Source organism: Alteromonas sp. PRIM-21 (assembly GCF_027563165.1).
GTDB lineage: Bacteria > Pseudomonadota > Gammaproteobacteria > Enterobacterales > Alteromonadaceae > Alteromonas > Alteromonas macleodii_A.
Genome location: NZ_JADOEK010000009.1, coordinates 133,124 through 157,411, shown reverse-complemented (window position 1 = coordinate 157,411; position 24,288 = coordinate 133,124). Strand labels below are relative to the sequence as shown.

Sequence of the window (24,288 nt, the reverse complement as noted above, 5' to 3'; positions counted from 1 at the left end):
GGAAACGCTACCGTGTCTTTACAGTTGTATGAATTTTGTTCTGCGTGGTGATGTGTGTGTTATTCGGTATTAAATAAAAACAAATTTCTCGTTCAAACTGACCATAAAAACCTGTTAATGTTTACCGCTGGTGACATTTACACCAGCGCGTACTAATTTGTTAGCTTAAGCTGTTCTTTATTCTTTCTGGTGGTATCATGCGCAGCCATCTGAAATGTGAGGGTGTTCCTATGCAAAAGAAAGGTGGTAATTCGCACGAAGACAAAGCGTGTGATATTGGTTTTATCGGTTTAGGGGTGATGGGTAGTAACCTAACCATGAACCTAGTAGACCATGGCTATCGTGTCGCGTGTTTCGATTTAGATCAAAACAAAGTTGAGTCAATTCTGGCTAAAGACGCAAGCGAAAGAGCTGAAAATACTGAGCCTCGCGTTGAAGGCTGCAGCTCTTACACCGAGCTTTTAAGCAAGTTAAAAGCCCCGCATCTAATCATTATCTCTGTGCCAGCTGGCGCCCCTGTTGACCACGTATGTAATCACCTTATTGACGCGGGAATTCACGCTGACGATATCGTGGTTGATACTGGCAATAGCTTGTGGACCGACTCAGTAGCCCGCGAAGAACAGTATAAAGGTAAATTTATTTTCTTCTCTACCGCTGTGTCTGGCGGTGAAGTGGGCGCGCGTTTCGGACCGTCCTTAATGCCATCAGGTAACCCTTATGCGTGGACGCGTATTGAGCCAGTGCTTAAAGCCATTGCGGCAAAAGTTGATCCTGAAACAGGTAAACCATTAGAAAGCCATACGCCAGGCCAGCCTGTGTTAGAAGGCGAGCCATGCGCCACTTATATCGGTCCAGTTGGGGCAGGGCACTACGTAAAAATGGTGCATAACGGCATTGAATACGCCGACATGCAACTTATTTGCGAAACTTACCATGTAATGCGCGAAGCCCTTAAAATGACGCCTGCTGATATTGCAGAAGTGTTTCGTAATTGGAACGAAGGAAAGCTAAACAGCTACTTGATGGAAATCAGCGCTGAAGTCCTTGAGCAAATGGACCCTGAAACGCAACAGCCATTAGTTGATGTTATCTTAGACAGAGCGGGCCAAAAGGGAACAGGCCTTTGGACTGCAGTAAGCGCATTACAAGTAGGTAGTCCTGCACAGACCATTACTTCTGCAGTATTTGCTCGTAGTATTTCGAGCTTGAAAGAAGAGCGTGTAGCGGCGAGCGAAGTGCTTGCTGGCCCAGATACGCCTACGTTTAGCGATGATCAAAAAGCGTCTATCATCAATAAGCTGGAACAAGCGCTTTATTGCTCTAAAATCTGTGCCTATGCACAGGGTTTCCAGCTTATGGCAATGGCGGGTAAAGAGCACGGTTGGACGTTAGAGTTTGGTGAAATAGCTAAAATATGGCGTGCAGGCTGTATTATTCGCGCTGTATTCCTGCAGTCTATATCTCAAGCCTACGAAACGAATGAAGACTTGGCTAACTTGCTATTAGACCCGTTCTTTGCAGAGCAAATTACGCAGTATCAGGCTGACTGGCGTGAGTCTATCGCTCAGGCGACACTGGCTGGTGTACCGTGCCCTGCAATGATGTCGGCGCTTAGCTACTACGATTCATATCGTACAGCAGTGCTACCAGCTAACTTATTACAAGGTCAACGGGATTACTTTGGTGCACATACTTATCAGCGTGTAGATAAGCCTGCAGGCAAGAAGTATCACATTGAGTGGAGTGATCCAGCACGACCTCAAACTGCTATCAAGAGATAGCATGAACTAAATACTGGGACAAACGTTCATTTTTGAGCGTAAATTATGAAAAGGTGTATTTGAATACAAATACACCTTTTTTGTTTAAGAGGTAATTTATGTCAACAGGTAAGAACACAAACGCATCACTGAATGAAAAGGACTGGAAAACTGAGCTCAGCGAAGAAGAGTATTATGTATGTCGCGAAGCCGGCACTGAGCGACCTTTTACCGGTGTGCTGCTAGATGAACAGCGAGATGGCCTATACGTCTGTAAGTGCTGTGAAGCACCACTTTTTCCTTCAGATACTAAGTTTGATGCCGGCTGTGGCTGGCCTTCATTTTATAAACAGCTTGATGACGGCAACGTAGATTATAGAGAAGACTTGACTCACGGTATGCGCAGGGTCGAGATTTTTTGTAAACAGTGTGGTTCACATTTAGGCCACGTATTTCCAGATGGACCTGCGCCAACCGGCCAACGTTATTGCGTTAACTCGCTATCTATGACGTTTAAAGGTGAAGACGATATAAAAATCAAAGGTTAAATACTTTAATTGAATCGCGCTTCATTCTATATAAGCGCTAATTAAGGTAAACATCTGATTAAAATTTAACCTCGTGGCAGGTGCCTTTAGACGTAGATAAAAAAAACCGCCCATAAACGGCGGTTTTTTTTATTATTTACTAATGAAATTGTGTAATTGAATTTCAAAATTCTAAAGTTTGTTGAGCTTTAACGAGGTTGCATCAAACGTTGCACTGTCCAAGCTACTGACTATTTCATCGATGATATTATCTAATATCTCAACAGGCAGTGCGTATTTCTGGCCAAGCTGCATGCGCTGTGTCTCGTTAAGTCGTTCGTCATAATGTTCAGCAACTCCATACCAAACATAGGCAAGGCGAAAGTTATCCTTATCCATTCCCATTGAAGCCAGTGAGTAAAAGATACTGACATCGATATCGTCACTATCCGTGTATAAACTCAGCGCGCGATATAGGGTGCTGATAGTACGTTCTTGGTCAGTTTTTATTTGTACAGAAGCGAGCTCGACTAACAATTTAGGGTCGCTGACACGGTTGCTCGCCGCATAGCGCTCGAAGCGATGAAAAGCATCTTTGTCGTTATAGCGAGTCCAATGGTAGTAAGAAAGATAAGGGTCAAGGGAGTCTTTCGTTTCTCGGCTTAGGCGTTTAATCTCACGCTGTGCAGTAATAACGCCCTTAAGTCTCGTAGCCTCTTTACCTTTTCGTTTAACGTGTTCGATATGTTGTGCTTCTTCGACGCATACTAGGTATTCCTCGAAGTTTAAAAGGAGAGGGTACTTATAAGCCTCGTCTTTTGAATCTTGATTGTAATAACGAAGGCGAATGATCTCGGCACGCTCAGCGCGACAGCGCGCATCTAAACTCAAATCTGTGCAAATTTCACTATGAGATTCACAAATTTCACTGATAGTAGGCTCGAAAAGGTCGCCACAGCCTGTGAGGCTTGTTACTGATAGCCAAAGTGTGGCCATACCTACTTTTGTTGGAAACTTACTAAATAAACTCTCTGTTACAGTAGTTTTCATAGAGGTTTTGAAACTTATCAACAATTTGGTCTTCCTTGCTTGTTTATTTAAGATACTGCTCGTCACCGTCAGGCGAAAACTCACCTAGTGTACCCTAAAAATAATAAAAAGCTGACGCGTAATTAGGATTAGTTAGAAGCGTTTAGGCCAATAATAAATTGGCTGCGCATACAACAATGACACCACCGTTAATTTAATATCGATGAAGGCAGAAGCATGAATCAACAGTTTGAGCAGGAATTACAAAGCAGCTGGCAAGAGCGTCAGGAATACGCAGAAATGATGTTGCCCCTTATTGGTAAGTTATACCGCAATAAGGCAGTTGAAATTTCAGTTTATGGACGCTCGCTACTGAACGCCAGTGCTATTGATGTTATTAAAGCGCACCGCAAAGTGCGTCTGCACGAAGGTATTAAACTACGCCTACGCGAAAGCTACCCAATTTTAGAAGCCCTGAGCAACATGAAGCTTGCTCCGGCACAAATTGATATTGGTAAATTAGCTTTTGATTTTCACTATGGTTCTGCGGTCGACAACAACGACCTTACGGCCTACCTCAACGAAAAACTAAACGACGTTGCCGACAAAGAGGACGATCAGAAACCTCAGGACGTTGTACTATATGGTTTTGGCCGTATAGGTCGTTTACTTGCTCGCTTGCTCATCGAGCGTCAGGGTAAAAACAACAAGCTTCGCTTACGCGCCATTGTGGTTCGTGGCGGACGCGATGGCGACCTAGAAAAGCGCGCAAGCTTACTGCGCCGCGATTCAGTGCATGGGCCGTTCAACGGCAGCATCACAGTTGACCACGAACGTAACGCGCTAAAAGCGAACGGTTCATATATTCAAGTCATTTATGCCAATAGCCCAGATGAAGTGGATTACACTCAATATGGTATCGATAACGCTATCATCGTAGATAACACAGGTATTTGGCGCGACCGCGATGGTCTTGGCCTTCACCTTAAAGCGAAAGGCGCGGCGAAAGCAGTTCTTACCGCACCAGGTAAAGGTGACATTAAGAATATTGTACACGGTGTGAACGATGAAGAAGTGACGCCAGAAGACACTATTGTTTCTGCTGCTAGCTGTACGACTAACGCTATTACGCCAGTACTTAAGGCGCTTGACGAAGAGTACGGTATTGAAAACGGTCACGTTGAAACGGTTCACTCTTACACTAACGATCAAAACCTTATCGATAATTACCACAAGGGCGACCGTCGCGGGCGTAGCGCGCCACTTAACATGGTTATTACCGAAACAGGCGCAGCAAAAGCCGTCGCAAAAGCCTACCCGAAGTTGGCAGGCAAGCTTACCGGCAATGCTATTCGTGTACCTACGCCAAACGTATCGCTAGCGATTTTAAACCTAAATCTTAAAACGCCGGTGGATCGCATTGCCGTTAATGAATTCTTGCGCGATACCGCACTGTTTTCAAAGCTTCAGCACCAAATAGACTACACGGCAAGTAAAGAGATTGTGTCTACAGACTTGGTAGGCTCTCGCGCTGCATCTGTGGTTGACTCTCAGGCAACTATCGCAGCAGACAGCCGTTTGACACTTTACGTATGGTATGACAATGAGTTTGGCTATAGCTGCCAGGTATTGCGCGTGGTTCGCGATATGGCGGGGCTAAGCTTCCCTACATTGCCACTTTAAAATGAAAGCATTAAAAGTGAGCCTTTAAAAAGTCGAACTTTAAACTGTATAAAAAACCGACCCAAGTGGTCGGTTTTTTGATGGTGTAAACATTTTGTATACTCTTGAAAGTACAAAACCCGCTGTGTGCGTGGAATTTGTGTTTACGTCTATGCTAAATTAGCGCCCAAATAATGAGGAAAACGACAGTCTATGCATATTTCCAGTCAATTCGACAGCGGTAACATTGAAGTAATTAGCGCACAATCACCAGACGATATTCGTCTAACCATTCCCAACGACAACCAGTCTGAATTTGCACAATGGTTCCATTTCCGTTTAGTAGGCGAAACCTTTGTGACGCATACCATGACTATTGGTAACCTTGCAAAATCAGCATATCCTGAAGGTTGGAAGGGATATAACGTTCTTGCATCTTACGACCGTCAAACTTGGTTTAGAATTCCTAGCGAATTTGACGGCGACAACCTTACGTTCTCACTAACGCTAGAACAGCCCAGCGTTTACTTTGCGTATTTCATTCCGTATAGCTACGAACGTCATCTCGATCTTGTACATGACGCGCAAATGTCATTACTCTGTGAGCATAAATTCTTAGGCCTTACCCTTGATGGCCGTGATATGTCTATGCTGGTTATCGGTGAAGAAACGCCAGAAAAGAAAAAAGTCTGGATCACCGCACGTCAACACCCTGGTGAAACTATGGCCGAGTGGTGTGCAGAAGGTATTATTTACCGTTTGCTCGACGAACAAGATGGTTTGGCTCGACAGTTGCTTGATAACGCTGTGTTCTACATTGTGCCAAACATGAACCCAGATGGCAGTGCACGCGGTCACCTGCGCACTAATGCTGTAGGAACCAATCTTAATCGCGAATGGGCGACACCTACGCAGGAAAAAAGCCCGGAAGTACTTTACGTACTTAACGCAATGAGCGAAATTGGTGTAGATATGTATCTTGATTTGCACGGTGATGAGGCATTGCCGTACAACTTTGTTGCAGGAAGTGAAGGTAACCCTAGCTACAATGACACTATAAAGATGCTAGAAAACACCTTTAAAGATGCGTTGTTAAATGCGACGCCAGAATTTCAAGACGAGTTTGGCTACGATAAAGATGAGCCGGGTAAGGCTAATTTAACCGTGGCATCAAACGCGGTGGGCGAGAAGTTCAAGTGCATGGCATATACGGTAGAAATGCCATTTAAAGACAACGCAGATGTACCAGACGACATCTACGGTTGGTCGGTACAGCGCAGCCGCCAATTAGGTGAAGATTTACTTATTGGTGTGAATGCGGTTGTTAAAAAGCTAAAAGCATCAGAGCAATAAAATAAGAATTAGGAAGCGAAAGCTTCTGCGAAAAGGCCTCGACAAAAAGAGGCCTTTTAATTATTAAAATAAAACAACAATTAAACATAATAAAAAAGGGGAATAACGTTGGAAGGGTTATATGGTTTTCTAACTATGCTCGATGGATTCTTAGGGGGCGCGTTCTGGTTTCCTTATGTTCTATTAGGCGTAGGTCTTTTCTTTACGGTTTATCTTAAGTTTCCACAAATTCGTTTCTTCAAACACGCCTGGCAGGTTGTTACCGGTAAGTTTGATAAAGAAAGCGACCCAGGTGACACCACGCACTTTCGTGCACTAACTACTGCACTGTCTGGTACCGTAGGCACAGGTAACATCTCAGGTGTTGCTTTCGCTATTTTCCTTGGTGGCCCCGCAGCACTATTTTGGATGTGGGTAACAGCCTTTTTAGGTATGACAACAAAGTTTGTTGAAGTCACCCTGTCGCATAAATATCGCGTAAAAACAGAAGACGGCACCATGGCGGGCGGCCCCATGTATTATATGGACCGACGCCTTAACATGAAGTGGCTTGCCGTAGCCTTTGCTATTGCCACAGTAGTAAGTTCATTTGGTACGGGTAACCTTCCACAAAGTAATGGTATAGCACAAAGTATTGAAGCTACTTTTGGCTTCGAGCCTTGGTTGGTTGGGAGTGTATTGGGTATTCTTCTGGCGCTAGTAATTCTTGGCGGTATACAGCGTATTGCTGCGTTTACAGCGCGGGTTGTTCCAGTTATGGCCGTAATCTACCTTATTGGCGCACTTGCCGTGATTTTCGCAAACCTAGAGAACATTGGGCCTTCCTTTGCCGCAGTTATTGGTGATGCGTTCACTGGTTCAGCAGCTGCAGGTGGCTTTTTAGGGGCTTCTCTAGCTTATGCGTTTAACCGTGGCGTTAACCGCGGCCTGTTTTCGAACGAAGCGGGTCAGGGCTCTGCACCAATCGCTCACGCAGCAGCAAAAACAAAAGAGCCAGCGTCAGAAGGTATGGTTTCACTACTTGAACCTTTCATCGACACCATTCTAATTTGTACTGTTACTGGTTTAGTTATTCTGTCGTCAGGCGTGTGGAAAGAAAAACACGAAAACGTATTCGACCGTTCAGACATGTATTTTGTAGCCGGGCAATATGATGATTCAAACCAGGCTGATGTAGATAAACTATACGGATATCTGAATGAGATTGATGGAAACAGTGTAGAGCCGTACACAGGGTCAATTACCGTAGTAAATGGTACTGCCGTAAGCGACGGATTTACTCTACTTAATGCGCGTTCTATAGCAGAAGACGTGAAGTACGCAGTAGGCAGTGAAGACTTGTTTACCGGTACATTAAAAATTGTTGACGGAAAACCGGTTAAAGATAATCTCGAGGTAAGCGGTAAGTCGTTAGTTCACTCAGCAGCGCTAACCACTATAGCCTTTACTCGTGGTTTCTTTGGCGATGCAGGGCAGTATATTGTCTCAATTGGATTAATGTTATTTGCTTTTTCAACCGCTATTGCTTGGTCTTATTATGGCGATCGCGCTATGACCTACTTGTTTGGTCCACGCTCTGTAATGCCGTATCGCGTTATTTACGTTGCGGGCTTTGTTTGGGCGGCATTCTCTGATACTACCCTTGTTTGGGCGCTTTCTGCCGTGGCTATTGTAGTAATGACGCTTCCCAATCTGTTTGGCATCATGCTGCTATGTAAAGAAATGAAAGAAACGGTCAATGACTACTGGTCTCGACACAAAAAATAGTATTTAAGCTACTTTTAGTACTTTTTTTCGGGTATTTAGAAGAAAGAGAGTACGGAAAGCTAGTCAGTAAAAATGCGCAGTGGTGAACTTTGTACAAAAGTTAACACCCTGCGCATTTTTGTTTTGTAACGAAGAGGGTATTCAACAGAATCGACTTCATTGTTGTGTTGAACTTCAGTATGATACCCGTCCGCGTAAAATGTTGGCGTACTTAATTACGCTTAAGCATTTCTAGTTCGCACCCAGTAAACAGGAGCAACATATGGCATTAGTTGACTGTCCTTCATGTAATAAGAAAACGTCTGATAAAGCAAAGACGTGCCCTCACTGCGATTTTAAAATCGGAGACGCTACCTCAGAAGATATAGAGCGCAAACAAAGCTTACAAAGATTTAAAAAATTAGCGAGTATCCAGAACCAGTCGCTTATTGCTATGCTGATATTTGTTGCGAGTTTTGGCTTCATGTATTGGGGCGGGACTCGCCCGGGCGATTTGCAACATAATTTAGCTATTTTGGGCGCTGTGGTTGGCTTTGTATGGTACTTAGTAAATCGCGCGCGAATTGTTTACATAAAGCGTTTTTCGTAAATGAATATAGAAGCACTTGTAGCCAGCATGACGCCGGAGATTTACGAGCGTCTGCGTCAGGCAGTTGAAACCGGTAAGTGGCCAGATGGTACACCTTTGAATGACGAGCAAAAAGCAAGCAGCATGCAGGCCGTGATGCTTTATCAAGCTAAAATAGAAAGGTCCTCTGAACACATGACCGTAGGTGAAAGCGGCGAAATTGTACATAAAAGCAAAGCCGACTTTAAACGCTCGTTACGCGACGAGCAGGAAGATAAAAATACAATAGCGCGGTTTAAACAGGATGATATTTAGTCGTATATTTGCGCCTTCACACCAAAGCCCAAAGCCTGAGAAACGGATGCAGGCGATTGAGAATCTCTCTCCCGACAAGGCACAGGAAAAAACAATACTTCACGAACTGGCATTTAATGATGAAGATGCAAATGTCAGTCTGGCAGCGCTTGAAAAGCTAAACAGCTTTGTGTTGTGGCTCAAAATGTCGCAAATTGCAAAGCAATCTAGGGTTAAAAAAGCCGCTGAAAAGAAGGTGAATGCTGCTTTATTAGGCGAGGGTGATGTTAGGCTTTCACGTCAAGAGATATTCTCGTTTTTGACAGAAACAGCCAACCCTGACTTAGTGGTACAGTTAGTGCCGCAAATGTTGAAGAAAGAGCCTAGGCTCCTACAAGATGATGCCCTAGCTAGCGCGCTAATTGAAAAAGTGGGTAAGCCCTCGTTTACTCAATTTATCTTTTTAGAGGGAGCGAGCGCTCAGCTGCAAACTCAGTTGATTAACGCACAATCAGAGGTTTCAGAGCTACAGAAGCTTGCCAAAAAAGTGTCAAGTGATGCGCTTGCAGAGCAAATTAATGCGCGAATTGACGCGATTAAAGAGGCTGCAAAGCGTCCAATTGAGCTTAAAAAGCAGCTAACGCTGGTGCTATCTAAATACCAAGCATTACTCGATAAATCAGACGTTGAAACTATTGAAGAGAAGCGCAACGAGTTAGAAAGCGAGCTAACGGGATTATTTGCACAAGTTGATTTGCTTGTTGAGGAAGAACGCACTGATTATGAAGAAAAGCGCGCTCGTATAACCGAACAAGTAGAGCGATATGTAAGCCGTATTCGCCCTGCATGGGAGGAAAAACAACAAGCTTCGCAACGTGCCAATACCAAAGCATTATGCGAACAACAATTAACTCATGCGAAAGAGCAAGTTGCCTGGCTATACAACAATCGTTTATGTGAAGCGACGCTCGCCGATGTGGCTACCGTTAACGAGAGCGTTCGCGGCGTAGAGGCTACTTTAGAACAGCTTACTCGCCTTGGCAGTGAGCTTACGACCGAGAAGCGTATTGCAGAAATTAAGCGTGAGGTTGATACATTAAACGAACAGCTTGATCGCTTCTCCATGCAACAGCAATACGGACAAAAGCTGCTCATTAAGCTACAACAGCTTGAAGATATCGCCGCCAAGATTGTTTCTGAAAATGATAGCGATAATGTGCAGGTCAACCGCGACTCAGATGCCAAAGATGAGGTGGCCCCTGCTGCTAGTGAAGAAAGCGTAGCAAGCAGTGAGACGGTCGAACAAGACACCTTGCAAAGCCTCAAAGCTCAATTTGACGAAACAAAACAAGCGTATAAAGCGCTTAGTGGTGAAATCGACGCTGTTCCTAAAGCCTTGTCTAAGCGCTTTAACACTGCCAAAAACAGTGTAAATGCCAAAGAGCGCGCGCAGAGAACAAAAGAAAACGAGCAAATTAAACACATTCGTAAACACATTAGTGTTATTGATAATTTAATTGCTCAAGGTAAGTTTCGCGTTGCTATTTCAAAGTTTGCCAAGCTTCAAGACACTTACTCTGCATTGCCAAGCTCAGCAAAAAAGAGTGTGGAAAAGCGCTTTGTGAAGACTGCAGATGATGTGTCGCGATTGGAAGGCTGGCAGGATTACCTTGCAGCGCCGCGTAAGCCAGCTCTAGTGGCAGAGGCCCAAGCACTGGCAGATGTCGCTCCTGATAACATTAAGCAAAGGAGTGACGCCATCAAATACTTGCGTAAGCAATGGTTGTCGCTAACACCGTCATCGTCAAATAACGACGAAAGCAGTGATGATGCATTGCAACAGCAATTCGATGCTGCCCTTGAGAAAGCGTTTGAGCCATGTAGAGCACATTACGCCAAGTTAGACCAACAACGCGCTGCGGCGCGTGAACAGCGTGAATCCATCATTAATACAGTCAAGGCAATGGATATTACTATGCCTGAAGCTGAGTTGGTGAAGGTATTTGATAGAGTATCTAAAAAGTGGCACAGCGCAGGTCAGGTTGAGCGTGAAGTATATGAGGAGTTGAAACAAGAGTGGAAGACGGTTTCTGCGCCTATCCAAGCTAAGGTGACTCAGTGGCAAAGTGATAACCAGACACAAAAGCGTAGTTTGGTTGCCAAAGCTCAACAGCTTTCAACCGAAGAGGATATAACAGACGCTGCCGACAAGGCTCAGCAGTTACAAAAGCAATGGAAGCAAATAGGTCACGCTGGTAAACGGGAAGAGAGTAAGTTGTGGGCAGAGTTTAAAGCTGCAAACGATACGGTTTTTGAGCGTTTAAAAGCGCAGCGTAAAGTGCAGAATAATGCATCTAATGAATTAGTTGATTCTTTGCTGACGCAAACTGAGGCTATCGATATCAACAGTGATGACGCTAGCTTTACTCAATCCGTCAATGTTGTACAAGCTCAGCTAAATGAACTGCCTAAAGCACTGCGCAATAAAGTTGAACGAAAAATAGACGCTATTGAAAACAAACGCGAGACACTGGTAAAAAATGCACAGTCGCAGGCTCGCGTAGCCCGAGCTCAAGCGCTCGTCTCATTACTTCAGTTGAGCGCTGGCGAAGCCGGTATTGATGAACGGGCTGATGAACAATCGTTAGCCGAAACGTTAGGTAAGCGGTGGTCAAGTTTACTTGGTCAGTCTACTGGCAGTACAGCGAGTCAACACGATAGACAGTGGTTGACGGTGGCATTAGAAGTGGCAGTAGGAATGCCTAGCCCAGATGGTGATGCATCAATACGTTCTAGCGTACAGTTACAAATGATGACGTCTAAGTTGGAACAAGGAGAGGCGGCGACCGCCCCCGACATTCTTGCTGACTGGTTATCCTACGACTCAATAGATAAAGTGGACAATAATCTGCTTCAACGTGTTGTTGCAGTAATTAATGCTCACCCTGAAATTGTGGCTTAAGCGGGAAAATAAATGGAAAACAGTGTTGAGTTTCAATTTGAAACCGAAATGTCAGCGTATCGTTTTTTAAATACCGTAAAGCATATTGATGCTGAAGGGTTGAGAGTTAAATTTGGACGTACCGACCATCACGTAAGTGTACAGTACCGTTATGGGATAGGGGAGTTCGATTCTACGCTATCTACACTGGATGACCTTGCCCGAGAGTTAGGTGGTGAAGAAGTCTCTTAACGAGAATATTAGACATAATAGTTAGATCAATACATACAAGAAGGGCCAGACATTGTCTGGCCCTTCTCTTATAAAGACGTGATTAACAGTCTTTATCTTCGGCATTTGCGCCTTCTTTCACATCTTCACAAGCGTCTTCAACGGCGTTACCTGCATCGGTAACCATCTCGTCTAACTCTTCGCCTGCGTCTTCCGCCTTACCGTCACCGCATGCCGCTAGTGATAGTGCAAATGCTGATGCTACTAGTACCTTTGATAGATTTTTAAATGAAAACATATCCTTACTCCTTTTTCCTATATAAAATTTTCTTAGGCCCTTGGTGATTTTCCACGTAACGCATTAGCGATAAGTGAAATTACTAACAACGCGATAAACACAAAGAAAAGAAACTGTGCTATACCTGTTGCTGCACCTGCGATGCCTCCAAAACCAAAAACTGCTGCAATAATGGCGATGATAAAAAATGTGATTGCCCAACCTAACATAACTAAATCCTCGTATTGCTTCCGTTACTTTCACAATAACTAATGCTATCTTTATGCCTGTTTTTTAAGTGTATGAATTATATGGATTAAGTTTGTTTTAGATTGAAGTTTTGAGACGTGGTTTTCAGTGGCAGGAGTCACGATTACACAAGCGAATGCATTTTTTACATGATAGAGCAGAAGCCCTTTTCTCATCATTTAATTCAAGATGAAAAAAGAGGCAAAGCGAAAGGGAAAAACGCTTTGCCTATAAAAGGGAGGAGGTGACGCCCCACATAATGTTAGAAGATTGGGGACTGAGCGTTACCTAGTTACCATTTGGGTTGTAAGGTAACGAAGATTGGTGAGCGACAATACGCAGGTCGCCATCACTGTCTTTCACATAGGCAAAGGTGTACTCTACTTTTGTTTCTCCGCCCTTAGTGTCAGTAAAGAAGTAGTTACCCATCGCCACCGCCATCCGACAACTGTTATTAATAATTCCTACATTGTCGAATTTCACGTTTGTATAAGGCTTAATCGCAAAACCCTTATCTTCCTGATAAGCGTCATTTCCACCGACAAAGTAAGAAAGCGCTGCATCAAAGCTTGAACGGAACTGATCATTTGCTGCAAGAGTTGGTTTAAACAGTACACTACTTAAATCATATCCGTACATGTCCTGGATAAAATCAGCCGCTTCGCCAGAGTAATCACCGTCGTTACTAAACACTGCGCCAATACGTACAATGCCTTCACCCCACATCTTTTGTGCTGCTACAACTTCACGCTCTGTAATACATTCATCCGAATACAGTAACGCATTGTCCAGCGCCTTAGCTTTCAATACACCAACGTTCGAAGTGGCGGTCTCATTCATTTGCGGTTTGGCCACTGCACTGCAGCCGGTGACTAGCATAATTGAAGCTACTACAAGCGTTGTTTTTGTCATTAACGAGTTTAGCTTTTTCATCGCGTGACTCCTCAGTCATTTGCAAAACAAATACGTGTTATTACCTAATTAAATTGCTGGGAGCAGAAGCTGTATAACGTTGTAAAAAGCGGTCTACAGATCTGCTCTGCAGTTCATAGGTTTAATGATAGCTAGCTTGGATGACGGAGACTTTTGTACAACATTAATAGAAGATTAATGGGTCATTAAAAAATGAAGGTGTTCAGACATGTATCAGTTCTGGACGAATGAATGTCTCATCTATCATGTTGAATAGTGTGTTTTATTGTCGCATTACTTCATCAATATTACGTAATTTATACGCAAGCTCATTCGTTTACTGATATACCAAGGCCTGGATTTACTCGATTTTGAAGGACCTTAGTCTGCTTTATAGGATGCATTTTAGGGAATAGGTGGTAGCTATGAATTTAAGGTAGTGGGCTTTAGCGCGTTCCACAGACTTGCTCGTGCATGTAAGCCATGCTTTTCAGTAGAACTAACTGCGTACCGAAAAGCATTTTGTCAGAACACTGATGATGCAGTGTATAGATGAACAGAATGACGTTCAGCTAGTTTGTATTCTTTGGCTCTAGAGGCTGTGACAGCACTTCTAAGACAGTAAAGGCGTTTTTACCTAAACGAGTTTTATCATTCGCCATTTTTACATCAATAGTATAGTAGATGTCGTTAATCTGAGTATTTACAACATCGTTTGAGCTCGGGGCGGCCATCGGTTGAGCAACTTCCTCACAGCCTGACATAGTGCATTGCCTATCTGTTTGAAATATTGCTGGCTCATTTTTGCCAGCCGTTACTTCCCGCGCTATGACAGGCTTTTTATCAATATTTGTATTAATCACCTCTAGATAAGTAAAGCCTTGCTCTTGTGCGACTTCTGCGGCGCGATATAGAGCGTACTGCTGTACTTTGTCGGCCGGAGTTTTATCAGTCGCTTTAAAAAGAACCTGATACTGATTTGCAGATACTTTTTCGCTTGAATAACCATATGAGGCTTTAGAATTCGCTGATTTGTATGGGGTAGGGGCAGCTACAGGTGTCGATGAACACCCTACTATCGCAAAGCTTAGTGCCACACCTGCGGTGGCAAGAAGTACGCGACTACTTTTAATTTTGCTTTTGATGTTCATCTCACAAATTCCTTAATACTGTGATTACTGAAACAAAGAGAACAGCGCGGTTCTACCTAAAACCATTAACGCGCGATTGCGCTTTGCTTTGGGTTTAGCGTCTACTGCACCCTTATAAGCTCCAACAGAAGCTATGCCAAGTAATGTCTCCGGCTTACCCATCATTAACGAACATTGCCTTTTTGCTTGTGTAAGTGCAACATCAGCGTGATGTTTTTGAGAAAAATAGGCATGCTCCTTTTGCGCTATGTCTCTCATGTTCGCTTTCAAAAATATGTTCATAGTACTCACCTCACTATTGTTAAAAGGCCGCGGTCAAAGAGCTTAATCAAAAGAGGTCTCTACTCGCCTTTCGGTATATGCCTTATCCGAAGACTCTACGCCATGTTTGAATCAATCTGCTTAAACTTAAATAGTTAAACGCATTCTGAGCAAGCTTAAAGAAACCAAATGCCGCAAGACTATTAAGTACTAATAATACAAGTGGTACTACAACGTAGTGCACGCCAGCATTGTGAAGTATAGCGCCTATAGCGATATTTAAAATAAGCCAACAAACTGTACCAACCGCGAATGCTGCAAGGCATGCAAAAACAGTAACGAAAAAACTCTTTTTGACAAGCATGAGTTCACTATTGGTGAGCTCAAGAAATGCAAAGCCTTGTTCTTTTCTTTGAGAGAATGCTTCTTTGAACGCGTTGAAAACCTCAGAGAATGACGGGTCGGGGTATTGTTGCTGGGTTGACTGCTCGCCAGATTCTGACGCTGCGGGGTTACTTTCTCCTGTAGCGTTTACATGCAACTTCGCCTGAGCCGGGGGCGGCGTCAGGCGAAATGGATTTTCATGGCACGTGCTATAACGCGCTTTGTGAAAATCTGGTGCTTTCATAATATTACTTCTTACGTAGAAGCGATGTTACTAGCATACCCGCTGCAAAAGCAATACCTGCAGTCGTTACAGGGTTTTCAATTGCATATTTACGTACTTTTGACGCCTGCCATTTCTGCTCTGCTAGACGCTTTCGCTCTGACATGTTTTCGGCAGACGATGAAGCAGTACGACGAATGTTTTCTTCTGCCACACCTGCACTATCTGCAAGCTTGTCTACTGATGCATGAAGAGTGTCTTTCAGTTGATCCGTTACTGGGTGACTCGGTTCAGCCACACCGTTAGTGCTGTTAGTTTTAACGGTTTGTGGTTTTGCTGAAGCTTGTGTAGCCATAATACTCTCCTTAATATTTTGGGTTCACAATAACTACTGCAACGGCTGTACCAATAGAACAATTCCTTAATTTACAGTGGGATAGGGGTTTTGAGTTATTTGGAAGGGTGAAAGGTTTGCAAGAGAAACGCGTTATCCTTGCAAACCCCTGTAATATTTTCTTAGTCGTTAAAACGAAAGCTTAGCTTCCACCTACGACGGATGCGAGGTCATCCTTTGACACGGGTTTAAGCAAAGCGCTGTCTATTCCAATCGAGTCCATTGCTTCTTGTTCGGCTTCGTGTCCACTGACTATGGTAAGCGAAGCATTTGGTAATTGTTTTTTTAGTTCGCCAGCAAGGTCGTAACCGTTGTAATCAGGTAGGGTTAAATCCATTAATACGTGATCAAAGTCATTGTCTTGCGCGGTGCTAAGCGCATCAACACCACAGTACTCGGTGGTGACTTCATGACCTAAATGCACTAAAAACAACTGCAATAGCTCTGCTGCATCTTCATCATCTTCAATTACTAAGATACGTTTACTAGAAGGGCTTCCGTCACCTTTTTTCTGAGGGGGATCTTCAGCTGCTATGCCTATATTCGTATTGGGTTCAAATCCATCGCTTGTTGGCATGTTTTCCTCTGGTGCGTAAGGTTTCTGTATCGGCATGTCAGCAACCTGTGCTTCCACATTGGTAAAAGTAACGTGGTCGCCAGGCGGAAGGTATTGTGAAAGAAGTTGAGCTAATGCAAAGCGGTCTATTGGTTTGCCTATAACGTCATTAAAGCCTTCACGTATTAGTGATTCTCTGAGTCCTTTACGACTCGCTGCGGTAACCGCAATAACGGGAATATCTTTACCATGGCGACGAATAGCGTGTAAGGCCTCAATGCCATTCATCACAGGCATGTGAATATCCATAAGAACGAGGTCAAAAGGTCGATTGTGCTCGTCGGCCTGTAATACAGCTTCCAGTGCTTTGACACCGTTTTCTGCGTAACTAATATCTGCTTGGGACTGACTTACAAGATGACCGGTAAGGCGCCGAATTTCTCTTAAGTCATCAACAATTAGCACTCTGCCGGTAACATTCAAATCGATACTACTAGACTCAACGGTTTGTATCTGGCCAAGCGCTAAGTCGACAAGAGGTTGTTTGGATATATCGCCAGGGTCAATATCGAAGGTAAACGTACTGCCTTCACCAAGTCGAGATGATACATCTATATCGCCGCCAAGCTTGGTGACAAGTTCTTTACAAATAGCTAAACCTAGACCTGCACCACCGTGATTAGCGCGCATCACGTCTTCAATCTGCTCGAAGGGCTGGAAGATATTGATTAGTTTGTCTGGTGGCATACCTATGCCAGTATCGTCTACGGAAAATCTAAGTAACTGAGGCTTTTCACTATCTGTTGAATTTTCATCAAGGGTAATAGTGAGTGTGATACTGCCCTTATCGGTAAACTTAACTGCATTAGAAATCAGGTTAAGCAGCACTTGGCGAAGTCGAGTGGGATCCGTCTTAATAAATTCGGGAATTTTGGTATTTGAGACCACATTTAAACTCAGCCCTTTATCCTTGGCATTCAAACGCATCAACGAGTGAATATCGGTGAGAAAAGCCGATAGGTTCACATCTTTAATGTTTAGTTCTAGCTTCTCGGCCATTATTCGTGACATATCAAGTAAATCATTGAGCAAGCTCAATAAGTGTTTACCGTTTGAATGAATTATCGATAGCTCTTGCTGAAACGGGCTGTTTCTTGCGTCATCTATGAGAAGTTCTGTGTACCCCAAAATAGAGGTAAGAGGCGTGCGCAATTCATGGCCAAGGTGAGCAAGGAACTTGTCTTTCGCTTTGTTTTTTTGTTCAACTTTGTTGCGTTCAATCCGCTCGTTTTCTATATCGCGACGAACCATGGCGTAGCGGATAGTGCGCATAAAGCGTGGCGATTCTATCTCCGACTTCTGTAGATAATCTGCGGCCCCTGCGCGCATTACCATTTCATCTACTGTCACGTCAGACTGACCTGTTAAAATAACCACAGGCAGGCTAAATTGGTTCGACTTCAGAACACCCAGAACATCTATGGCATTCTCTGCGCCTAACAAATAGTCAAGCAAACATAAGTCAAAGTCTTCCGTTTTAAGCGCTTCTATGGCGTCAAGACTGTTTGTCACCCAAGTTAACTCAAACTTAGGTGACTCACATTGTTCTAGATAGTCAGAAGTTAAGAAGTAATCATCTTCATCATCTTCAACCAATAGAATTTTAATAACCTCTGACATCTAGTACCTCTTTTACTCGTGTGGTAACTCTACGAACTCGATCCAATAACGGCCTAAAGCACGCATTAGTTCAACCAACCCTTCAAAATTAACTGGTTTGGTAATATAAGAAGCGCAACCAAGGTCGTAACCGCGTAGCATGTCCTCTTCTTCCTTCGATGTTGTTAAGATAACAACGGGAATACTGCGTAGTTTAGGGTCGTTTTTAAGTTCCTGGAGTGCTTCGCGACCGTCTTTTCTTGGCATATTTAAATCAAGTAAGATGAGGCTAGGGCGAGGGGCAGACGCAGGATCTGTGTATTTTCCCTCGTGACGGAGAAACTCTAATAATTCCACACCGTCTTCAACACAAAATAAGTTGTTTAGTACGCGACTTTCTTGCAGTGCGTCGACGGTCAGTAAGCGATCATCCTCATCATCATCGGCCATCAATATATTTATTGGCTGGGTTTGTTTACGCGTCATTGTGTGTTTCTCCATTATTGTTGTTGGAACCAAACGGCTCACTATCCACCGGCACTATTATTGTGAACGTGGCCCCGTGACCTTGCGCGCTCGTAGCAGTAATCTGACCATTATGCCTTTCTACTATTCTTCGACATACGGCAAGCCCTATGCCCGTACCTTTATACTCACTTCTACCGTGAAGACGCTGGAAAGGAGCAAATATTTTCTCTGCGAACGACTGGTCAAAACCAATACCGTTATCGGCGACGGTAATTTTTATCCAATCGTATTCCTCAGACATGATGATGTCTTGAGTATCTTCTTCGCTAACTTCTTGTAAAGTGATTTTTACAACGGGCGTTATGCCTTCACTTTGAAATTTGAGTGCATTAGAGATCAAGTTTAAAAACAACTGCTCGAGTTGTGTTTTATCACCACGAACAATAGGCATATTTTCGCTTACTTCTATCTGTGCTGATTTTTCATCGATGGCGATTTCTAGATCATCTAATACGCTTTGTATAACGTTATCTAAGCTTACTTCACTGAAATCTTTGCCACGTGTTGAAACACGAGAAAAAGCGAGAAGATCAGATATGAGCATCGACATGCGTTCTGCGGCGTTTAACATTCGCGCTAGATAGTCTCTGCCTCTCTCATCGATAACATCGGTGTATCCTGACTCAAGACGGTTACCGAACGCCCGAATCTTGCGAAGTGGCTCTTGCAAGTCGTGTGAAGCAACAAAAGCGAAATCTTCTAACTCTCGGTTACTTCGGGCTAACTCATCGGAGTAAAGGCTAAGTTCTTGTGTCCGCTCTTCTATGCGATTTTCTAAGTCTTCATTTACAGATTCAAGATCAGCTTGATACTTCTCGTGCTCTCGCGAGTTAATTTTCAGCAATAGAAAAACAGCAATAACGAGTAATAGGGTAGTGGCTGACGAGATGATTAAGGTATTGACCGAGTCTCTTCGCAAGCTCATCAAATTTGCTAAATGTGTACCTTGCATACCGCGTTCAGAAGCATCAATTTCACGAAATAGCTCTTCGAAACGTCTGTAAAGGTCAATACCTTTATCGCTCTCAACTAGTTTAATGGCCTCTTTCTGTTTGCCTTCCTTTATAAGCTCAACGACTTTAATAACTTCGTTGATCTTTGCTTTGGTTAGGTAAAGCAATTCCTCAATTCTTACAGATTGTTCGTCTATATCAGACGAAAAAGAGCTCACTTCTACTTCGTCCATTAACTCGCCGATAACGCCAAGTGTTTCCGTGTAGTCAGTTAGATATTCTTCATCGTCAGTAAGCATGTAGCCCCGTTGACCAGACTCCACCCGCAATACAGCTACATGAAGCCTATTAACTGCATTAATAACCCGATTAGTTGTAAATAATCGCGCTTCAAGTGCTGACAGGTCGTTAAGCGTACTCACTACATAAAATGAGTTTGCTGTCATAACAACAATGATGACTACAACCAAAATTATCCAGCTGTAAATGGAAGACAGAACTTTAGAGATCATTTATTTATTCCGCATCATTCTCACCCAGTTCTGCCGTCATTTCAGAAAGGGTCTCGCTGCAGTCTTTTGCACTGCTTATTATTTTATCTAACGCCGCTAATGCCTTTTCAGGCGCAACATCACCATTTAAAGCCATTTTTACTAGCTCTGCCTGCATAGATATTCTATTTAAAGGCTTGCGAGCATCATGAACGAAAACGCTCAGCCGTGAGAATTCTTCGCTAGTCATATCGAATACCTCTCATTACTCATCTTTGCTAAGGTCGCCGTAGGCATGAAGGCGGTTGTACAGCGTTTTGGTACTGATCCCTAACATTTCTGCGGCTGTGGTTTTATTGCCACTTACTTTTTCTAATGTGGCGTAAATAAGCTCTTTTTCTACATCTTCAATCGTTCTTCCGGCTTGAAGGGCAGGTGTCGTACTCTGCTTTTGCGCAAAAGGAGATTCGATGGTTTTAGGTAGCTCAATCTCACTCTTTTCAGGGTCACTCATAATGGCGGCACGGTGAACAAAGTGTCTTAACTCTCGAACGTTACCAGGCCAGTCGTAGGCTTGAAGCGTTTCTAGCTGATTATCTTCCCATTTAAAATGAGATCCATTGTCTTTATTAAATTCGGCAATAAAGGTTTTCGCTAGAAGCGGAATATCTTCTTTTCGTTCACGTAAAGGTGGAATAGTGATTGGGAAAACGGCCAATCTAAAATAAATATCTTCACGCAACACTTTGCTTTGCGCAATTTCTTCCATTGTTCTGTTTGTTGCAGATACTACGCGACAGTTTACAGGTATAGATTTTGTGCCGCCTACACGAAGCACCACTTTGTTTTCGAGCACACGCAAAAGGTTAGGCTGCATATCGATAGGCATTTCTGTGATTTCATCTAAGAAAAGGGTGCCTCCTTCTGCCTGCTCAAAAACACCCTCTTTACGGCCCACAGCACCGGTGAAGGCACCTTTCTCATGACCGAACAACTCACTACCAATCAATTCTTTAGAAAAGGCGCCACAGTTTGTAGCGATATAAGGACCTTCACTTTCTGAAGCTCTGTGAATAGCAGCTGCGACTACTTCTTTACCAACACCACTTTCACCTAACAGCATGACGTTAGCGCTTGTTTTGCTAACCCTTGAAATGAGTTTATATAACTCCTTCATGACCGTTGACTCGCCAATAAGCAAATCGAAGTGTTTTTCAATTTTCTCTTCTTTAGGTGCTTTTTCTTTTGGCTTTTTACTTAACACAGCCTCGATTTCTTCGCGCTGTATTGGCTTGACAAGGTAGTCTACGGTAGGGCCACACAAGCCTTTGATTACACTTTTAACCGAAGGGTGGCCGGTGATTAAGGTAACACGAGGACGCTTGGGGAGCGCATCAAGTTCATTAAACAGATGAGCGCCGCTACCATCGGGCAACATGAAATCTAACAGTACGTGATCGAATGTTTCTTTCTCTAGCCAGTCGCGGGCTTCGGCCAATGTCGCAGCTGTTAGGACGTCGTGGCCTAAAAACTCAATAATAGTACAAGCTACTTCTGTAAACTCGGCGTCGTCATCAACTAAAAGTACGGTTAGCACGTGGATGTCCCTCTCTATTACTTTCCATTTAAAATATGGAATAAAATCAATGTTATAGTTGTATCATAAAAGGCAAGGAAAAATAACTAGATACCTAGCTATACTGACTCCTTTCCAAGCAATAACTTGTTTAGTTCAGGTAAAACCGAATGAATGTTCAATAAAGTCACATTAATTGTTGTGATTCATCTGTAGAAACGACCGTCTATAATTTTACTTTTTTGATTTAATCTAGAAGATTCTCGGTCTATCAAACACACATTGAGTGTTACCTATTTACATACAACTGCAAAAAGTATTCCCATTTGCTTATAAAGTGTACGTGAGCTTGGCTATGGCACATTTTTCGCACAATTTGTATGTAGAGCAACTTTATTATTGGTGAAAGGAATAGATAAGGTTTACCGAGAATTTGCGTATGGTAGGCCCGCATTTGCTCTCTGAAGTTAGAGGACTACGGCTAAATTTATGTCAAAGGAATTGAAAATGTGGGCAAAAACAGCTGAGAGATCAATGACTTTAACCGAGCTGCTGACAAAAATGCAGCCTCGGGCTAGTCAAGATTTATTTTATTTTGTAGATTTTTGGGAAGTTATGGAAAAGCGGGGCTTTGGCCCAATGCTAGCGCTTCCGTCGTTTATCGCCTGCACCCCTATAGGCGCTATTCCTGGTGTACCTTCTTTAACCGGTGTTACGATTTTACTTATTGCATTGCAAATATTACTCGGTAGCAGGCACCCATGGTTACCTCAAAAAGTGATGGATATACATTGCGATGCTGATCAACTACGCCATATAGTCGAAAAAATAAAACCCTATGCAGCTAGTGTCGACCGCTTTCTCGTTCCCCGTTGTTTTTTTATGAGGCAGCCCGTATTTCGCTCTTTAATTGCTTTAAATTGTGTGGGCTGCGGCTTGGTAATGGTTCCGTTAGAGCTTATTCCCTTTATGGGTCTTATTCCCGCTTTGGCAGTTTTCATTATGGCCGTTGGAATGGCTACTGACGATGGGGCAGTAGCCTTGATAGGTGTAACAATTTCACTGTTTGGATTTGTGTTAGGCTTTCAGCATTTGCCGGCAGTTGTTAGCTAATGCGCGAGCTACACTGAGCATGAATCAAGCATAAAATCTGAGGTAGGTAGGTTCATTGTTTGGTATCTGAGTTCACCCATAAATGCCCGCGCCGCCGGGCCTAAGGTGTCTCCATCTTCAAAAGAAAGATAGAGAAGGGCTTTTCTTAACGCCGCATTGTTATCTAAAGGAAGCGGAACTAGGGTACCGTTTTCTAATTCTTCCTTAATAATTGCTATAGGTAGCCACGCAAATCCCAGTCCCTGAGCAATGATATCTAAAGATGTTCTTACGTGGCTCACTGTCCAACGTTGTTCTGCACCTAACCAACCCACATCTGCCTTGCGCTCTGCAGAAGAGTCACGAACTACAATCTGACGATGAGTTTTGAGGTCTTCTAAGGTTAGGGTTCTGTTTAATTGGTGTAAAGGGTGCTTAGCATGAGCCACCGCGGCGAACTCAATTTCGCATAAGTCTTCGCTAAAGCCATTCGGAAAGACAAAGGGAGAAATGCCCAAATCTACTTTTCCGCTACTTAATAACGCGTTAGCACCGCTAAGCACGGTTTCCTCTATTTCTATACGCAAGAGCGGAAACTCTGCAGAGACTTTAGCAAGTACGTTATACAATAATTCAGAAGGGAAGATAATATCTACAGCTATGCGCAGTGTTGTTTCTGTTCCTACTTTTAAGCTACTTGCTACCGCTTCAAGCTTTTGAGCTTCGTTGAGCAAAAACGAAGCTCGACGGTACATGAGCTCACCTTGTGGAGAAAGCTGTACTTTACGACCAATATTTTCAAATAGTGTTACACCAATGGCGTTTTCAAGTTTTTGAACAGCGTGATGAACACTAGATTGACTTTTATGTACTTCTGCAGCTGCTTGATTGAAGCCACCAGCATCAACAACGGCTTTAAACATACGCCATTGTTCTAATGTGGATTTAAGCATACAACGCCCTTTACCTGTCTTTTGGGCTACTTATAGCATAGACAGATTATACAAGTCATTCTTAAAAGGCTTGATTAATGGTTGATACGGGACACGTTACCACTGATACCTTCTCGTATCCCATCTGCATTAGTTGCTCAGCAGCTAACTTTGCACGAACGCCAGATGCACAATGGATGTAGAGCGGTATTGAGGCATCTTTGAATCTCTCCAATGCTTTCATCTCAAGCACGCCTCGGGGTATGTTGAGGGCAGAGGGGACTGGCTGGCTCGCTACTTCGCCGCTTTCCCTTACGTCGATAAGGGTTCCATCATTACGCACTAACTCTTCAGACGCTTTTTGTGCAGTGACGCAACGAATATCGAAACTGATGTTCTCAATTCGAGTTTTAATATCTATTAGCATAGTACTCCCAATTTATAACGATTTTGTACAAAATAAATAAGCAATACCTAATGTATAAATGGAAATTCAATAAAACAATATCAATTAC

General features: G+C 43.4%; 25 protein-coding genes. 10 read left to right on the top strand and 15 right to left on the bottom strand.

Going from position 1 to position 24,288, the window contains the following annotated elements:
* The first annotated feature begins 230 nt into the window (after positions 1–230).
* Positions 231–1,784 (top strand): NADP-dependent phosphogluconate dehydrogenase, encoded by a 1,554-nt coding sequence (gndA, locus tag IW644_RS13805; protein WP_269918092.1) that lies wholly within the window; start codon positions 231–233, stop codon positions 1,782–1,784.
* Between the two features lie 98 nt (positions 1,785–1,882).
* Positions 1,883–2,311 (top strand): peptide-methionine (R)-S-oxide reductase MsrB, encoded by a 429-nt coding sequence (gene msrB, locus IW644_RS13800; RefSeq protein WP_269918091.1) that lies wholly within the window; start codon positions 1,883–1,885, stop codon positions 2,309–2,311.
* Positions 2,312–2,482: 171 nt separating this feature from the next.
* On the opposite strand, the gene IW644_RS13795 is transcribed toward msrB, so the two are convergent.
* A complete protein-coding gene (locus IW644_RS13795) occupies positions 2,483–3,364 on the bottom strand; it encodes a DUF2989 domain-containing protein (RefSeq protein ID WP_333473869.1) in 882 nt (293 codons plus the stop codon).
* 192 nt (positions 3,365–3,556) lie between these two features.
* Here IW644_RS13795 and IW644_RS13790 point away from each other — a divergent pair, with 192 nt between their 5' ends.
* From IW644_RS13790 to IW644_RS13760, 7 genes are all read left to right on the top strand, one after another.
* Positions 3,557–5,002 (top strand): glyceraldehyde-3-phosphate dehydrogenase, encoded by a 1,446-nt coding sequence (locus IW644_RS13790; RefSeq protein ID WP_269918089.1) that lies wholly within the window; start codon positions 3,557–3,559, stop codon positions 5,000–5,002.
* 192 nt (positions 5,003–5,194) lie between these two features.
* Positions 5,195–6,334, top strand: coding sequence for a M14 family metallopeptidase (locus IW644_RS13785; RefSeq protein WP_269918088.1), 1,140 nt, complete (start codon positions 5,195–5,197; stop codon positions 6,332–6,334).
* A gap of 108 nt (positions 6,335–6,442) precedes the next feature.
* Positions 6,443–8,101, top strand: coding sequence for an alanine/glycine:cation symporter family protein (locus IW644_RS13780; RefSeq protein ID WP_269918087.1), 1,659 nt, complete (start codon positions 6,443–6,445; stop codon positions 8,099–8,101).
* 262 nt (positions 8,102–8,363) lie between these two features.
* Positions 8,364–8,690 (top strand): zinc ribbon domain-containing protein, encoded by a 327-nt coding sequence (locus IW644_RS13775; protein ID WP_118494035.1) that lies wholly within the window; start codon positions 8,364–8,366, stop codon positions 8,688–8,690.
* The gene (locus tag IW644_RS13770; RefSeq protein WP_179983743.1) at positions 8,691–8,984 is read left to right on the top strand and encodes a YeaC family protein; all 294 of its coding nucleotides are present in this window, start codon (positions 8,691–8,693) and stop codon (positions 8,982–8,984) included.
* Positions 8,974–11,925 (top strand): DUF349 domain-containing protein, encoded by a 2,952-nt coding sequence (locus IW644_RS13765; protein WP_269918086.1) that lies wholly within the window; start codon positions 8,974–8,976, stop codon positions 11,923–11,925. The genes IW644_RS13770 and IW644_RS13765 overlap by 11 nt, the downstream gene beginning before the upstream one ends.
* Positions 11,926–11,937: 12 nt before the next feature.
* On the top strand, positions 11,938–12,156 hold the full coding sequence (locus IW644_RS13760) for a hypothetical protein (RefSeq protein ID WP_179983741.1): 219 nt from the start codon (positions 11,938–11,940) through the stop codon (positions 12,154–12,156).
* 82 nt (positions 12,157–12,238) lie between these two features.
* Here IW644_RS13760 and IW644_RS13755 read toward each other — a convergent pair whose 3' ends face one another.
* The 12 genes from IW644_RS13755 to IW644_RS13700 form a co-directional block, all read right to left on the bottom strand.
* Complete coding sequence (locus IW644_RS13755) at positions 12,239–12,433, bottom strand: hypothetical protein (RefSeq protein WP_269918085.1); 195 nt, start codon at positions 12,431–12,433, stop codon at positions 12,239–12,241.
* Positions 12,434–12,465: 32 nt separating this feature from the next.
* Positions 12,466–12,642, bottom strand: a complete 177-nt coding sequence (locus IW644_RS13750) for a DUF1328 domain-containing protein (RefSeq protein WP_118494051.1) — start codon at positions 12,640–12,642, stop codon at positions 12,466–12,468.
* 307 nt (positions 12,643–12,949) lie between these two features.
* Positions 12,950–13,594, bottom strand: a complete 645-nt coding sequence (locus IW644_RS13745) for a phosphoribosyl-AMP cyclohydrolase (protein ID WP_269918084.1) — start codon at positions 13,592–13,594, stop codon at positions 12,950–12,952.
* A 551-nt stretch (positions 13,595–14,145) separates the two neighbouring features.
* Entirely contained in the window at positions 14,146–14,724 is a 579-nt protein-coding gene (locus IW644_RS13740; RefSeq protein ID WP_269918083.1) for a CC0125/CC1285 family lipoprotein, read from the bottom strand.
* 24 nt (positions 14,725–14,748) lie between these two features.
* Positions 14,749–15,006, bottom strand: a complete 258-nt coding sequence (locus tag IW644_RS13735; protein ID WP_179983737.1) for a hypothetical protein — start codon at positions 15,004–15,006, stop codon at positions 14,749–14,751.
* An 82-nt stretch (positions 15,007–15,088) separates the two neighbouring features.
* Positions 15,089–15,613 carry a hypothetical protein gene (locus IW644_RS13730; RefSeq protein ID WP_269918082.1) on the bottom strand — a complete coding sequence of 175 codons (525 nt, stop codon included), beginning with the start codon at positions 15,611–15,613 and terminating at the stop codon, positions 15,089–15,091.
* Between the two features lie 4 nt (positions 15,614–15,617).
* Entirely contained in the window at positions 15,618–15,947 is a 330-nt protein-coding gene (locus IW644_RS13725) for a DUF883 domain-containing protein (protein ID WP_269918081.1), read from the bottom strand.
* Between the two features lie 181 nt (positions 15,948–16,128).
* Positions 16,129–18,222, bottom strand: coding sequence for a response regulator (locus tag IW644_RS13720; RefSeq protein WP_269918080.1), 2,094 nt, complete (start codon positions 18,220–18,222; stop codon positions 16,129–16,131).
* A gap of 12 nt (positions 18,223–18,234) precedes the next feature.
* Positions 18,235–18,687 carry a response regulator gene (locus IW644_RS13715; protein ID WP_025255558.1) on the bottom strand — a complete coding sequence of 151 codons (453 nt, stop codon included), beginning with the start codon at positions 18,685–18,687 and terminating at the stop codon, positions 18,235–18,237.
* Positions 18,677–20,194 (bottom strand): sensor histidine kinase, encoded by a 1,518-nt coding sequence (locus tag IW644_RS13710; protein WP_269918079.1) that lies wholly within the window; start codon positions 20,192–20,194, stop codon positions 18,677–18,679. Before IW644_RS13710 ends, IW644_RS13715 begins: the two co-directional genes overlap by 11 nt.
* Before the next feature lie 4 nt (positions 20,195–20,198).
* Positions 20,199–20,423 carry a hypothetical protein gene (locus tag IW644_RS13705; protein ID WP_269918078.1) on the bottom strand — a complete coding sequence of 75 codons (225 nt, stop codon included), beginning with the start codon at positions 20,421–20,423 and terminating at the stop codon, positions 20,199–20,201.
* 15 nt (positions 20,424–20,438) lie between these two features.
* On the bottom strand, positions 20,439–21,770 hold the full coding sequence (locus IW644_RS13700; protein ID WP_269918077.1) for a sigma-54-dependent transcriptional regulator: 1,332 nt from the start codon (positions 21,768–21,770) through the stop codon (positions 20,439–20,441).
* Between the two features lie 486 nt (positions 21,771–22,256).
* Between IW644_RS13700 and IW644_RS13695 the strand changes: the two genes are divergently transcribed.
* On the top strand, positions 22,257–22,862 hold the full coding sequence (locus IW644_RS13695; protein WP_269918076.1) for an exopolysaccharide biosynthesis protein: 606 nt from the start codon (positions 22,257–22,259) through the stop codon (positions 22,860–22,862).
* Positions 22,863–22,870: 8 nt separating this feature from the next.
* Here IW644_RS13695 and IW644_RS13690 read toward each other — a convergent pair whose 3' ends face one another.
* Together IW644_RS13690 and IW644_RS13685 are read right to left on the bottom strand one after the other, a co-directional pair.
* Positions 22,871–23,794 (bottom strand): LysR family transcriptional regulator, encoded by a 924-nt coding sequence (locus IW644_RS13690; protein ID WP_269918075.1) that lies wholly within the window; start codon positions 23,792–23,794, stop codon positions 22,871–22,873.
* A 61-nt stretch (positions 23,795–23,855) separates the two neighbouring features.
* Entirely contained in the window at positions 23,856–24,200 is a 345-nt protein-coding gene (locus IW644_RS13685; protein WP_269918074.1) for a rhodanese-like domain-containing protein, read from the bottom strand.
* Between the last annotated feature and the right edge of the window lie 88 nt (positions 24,201–24,288).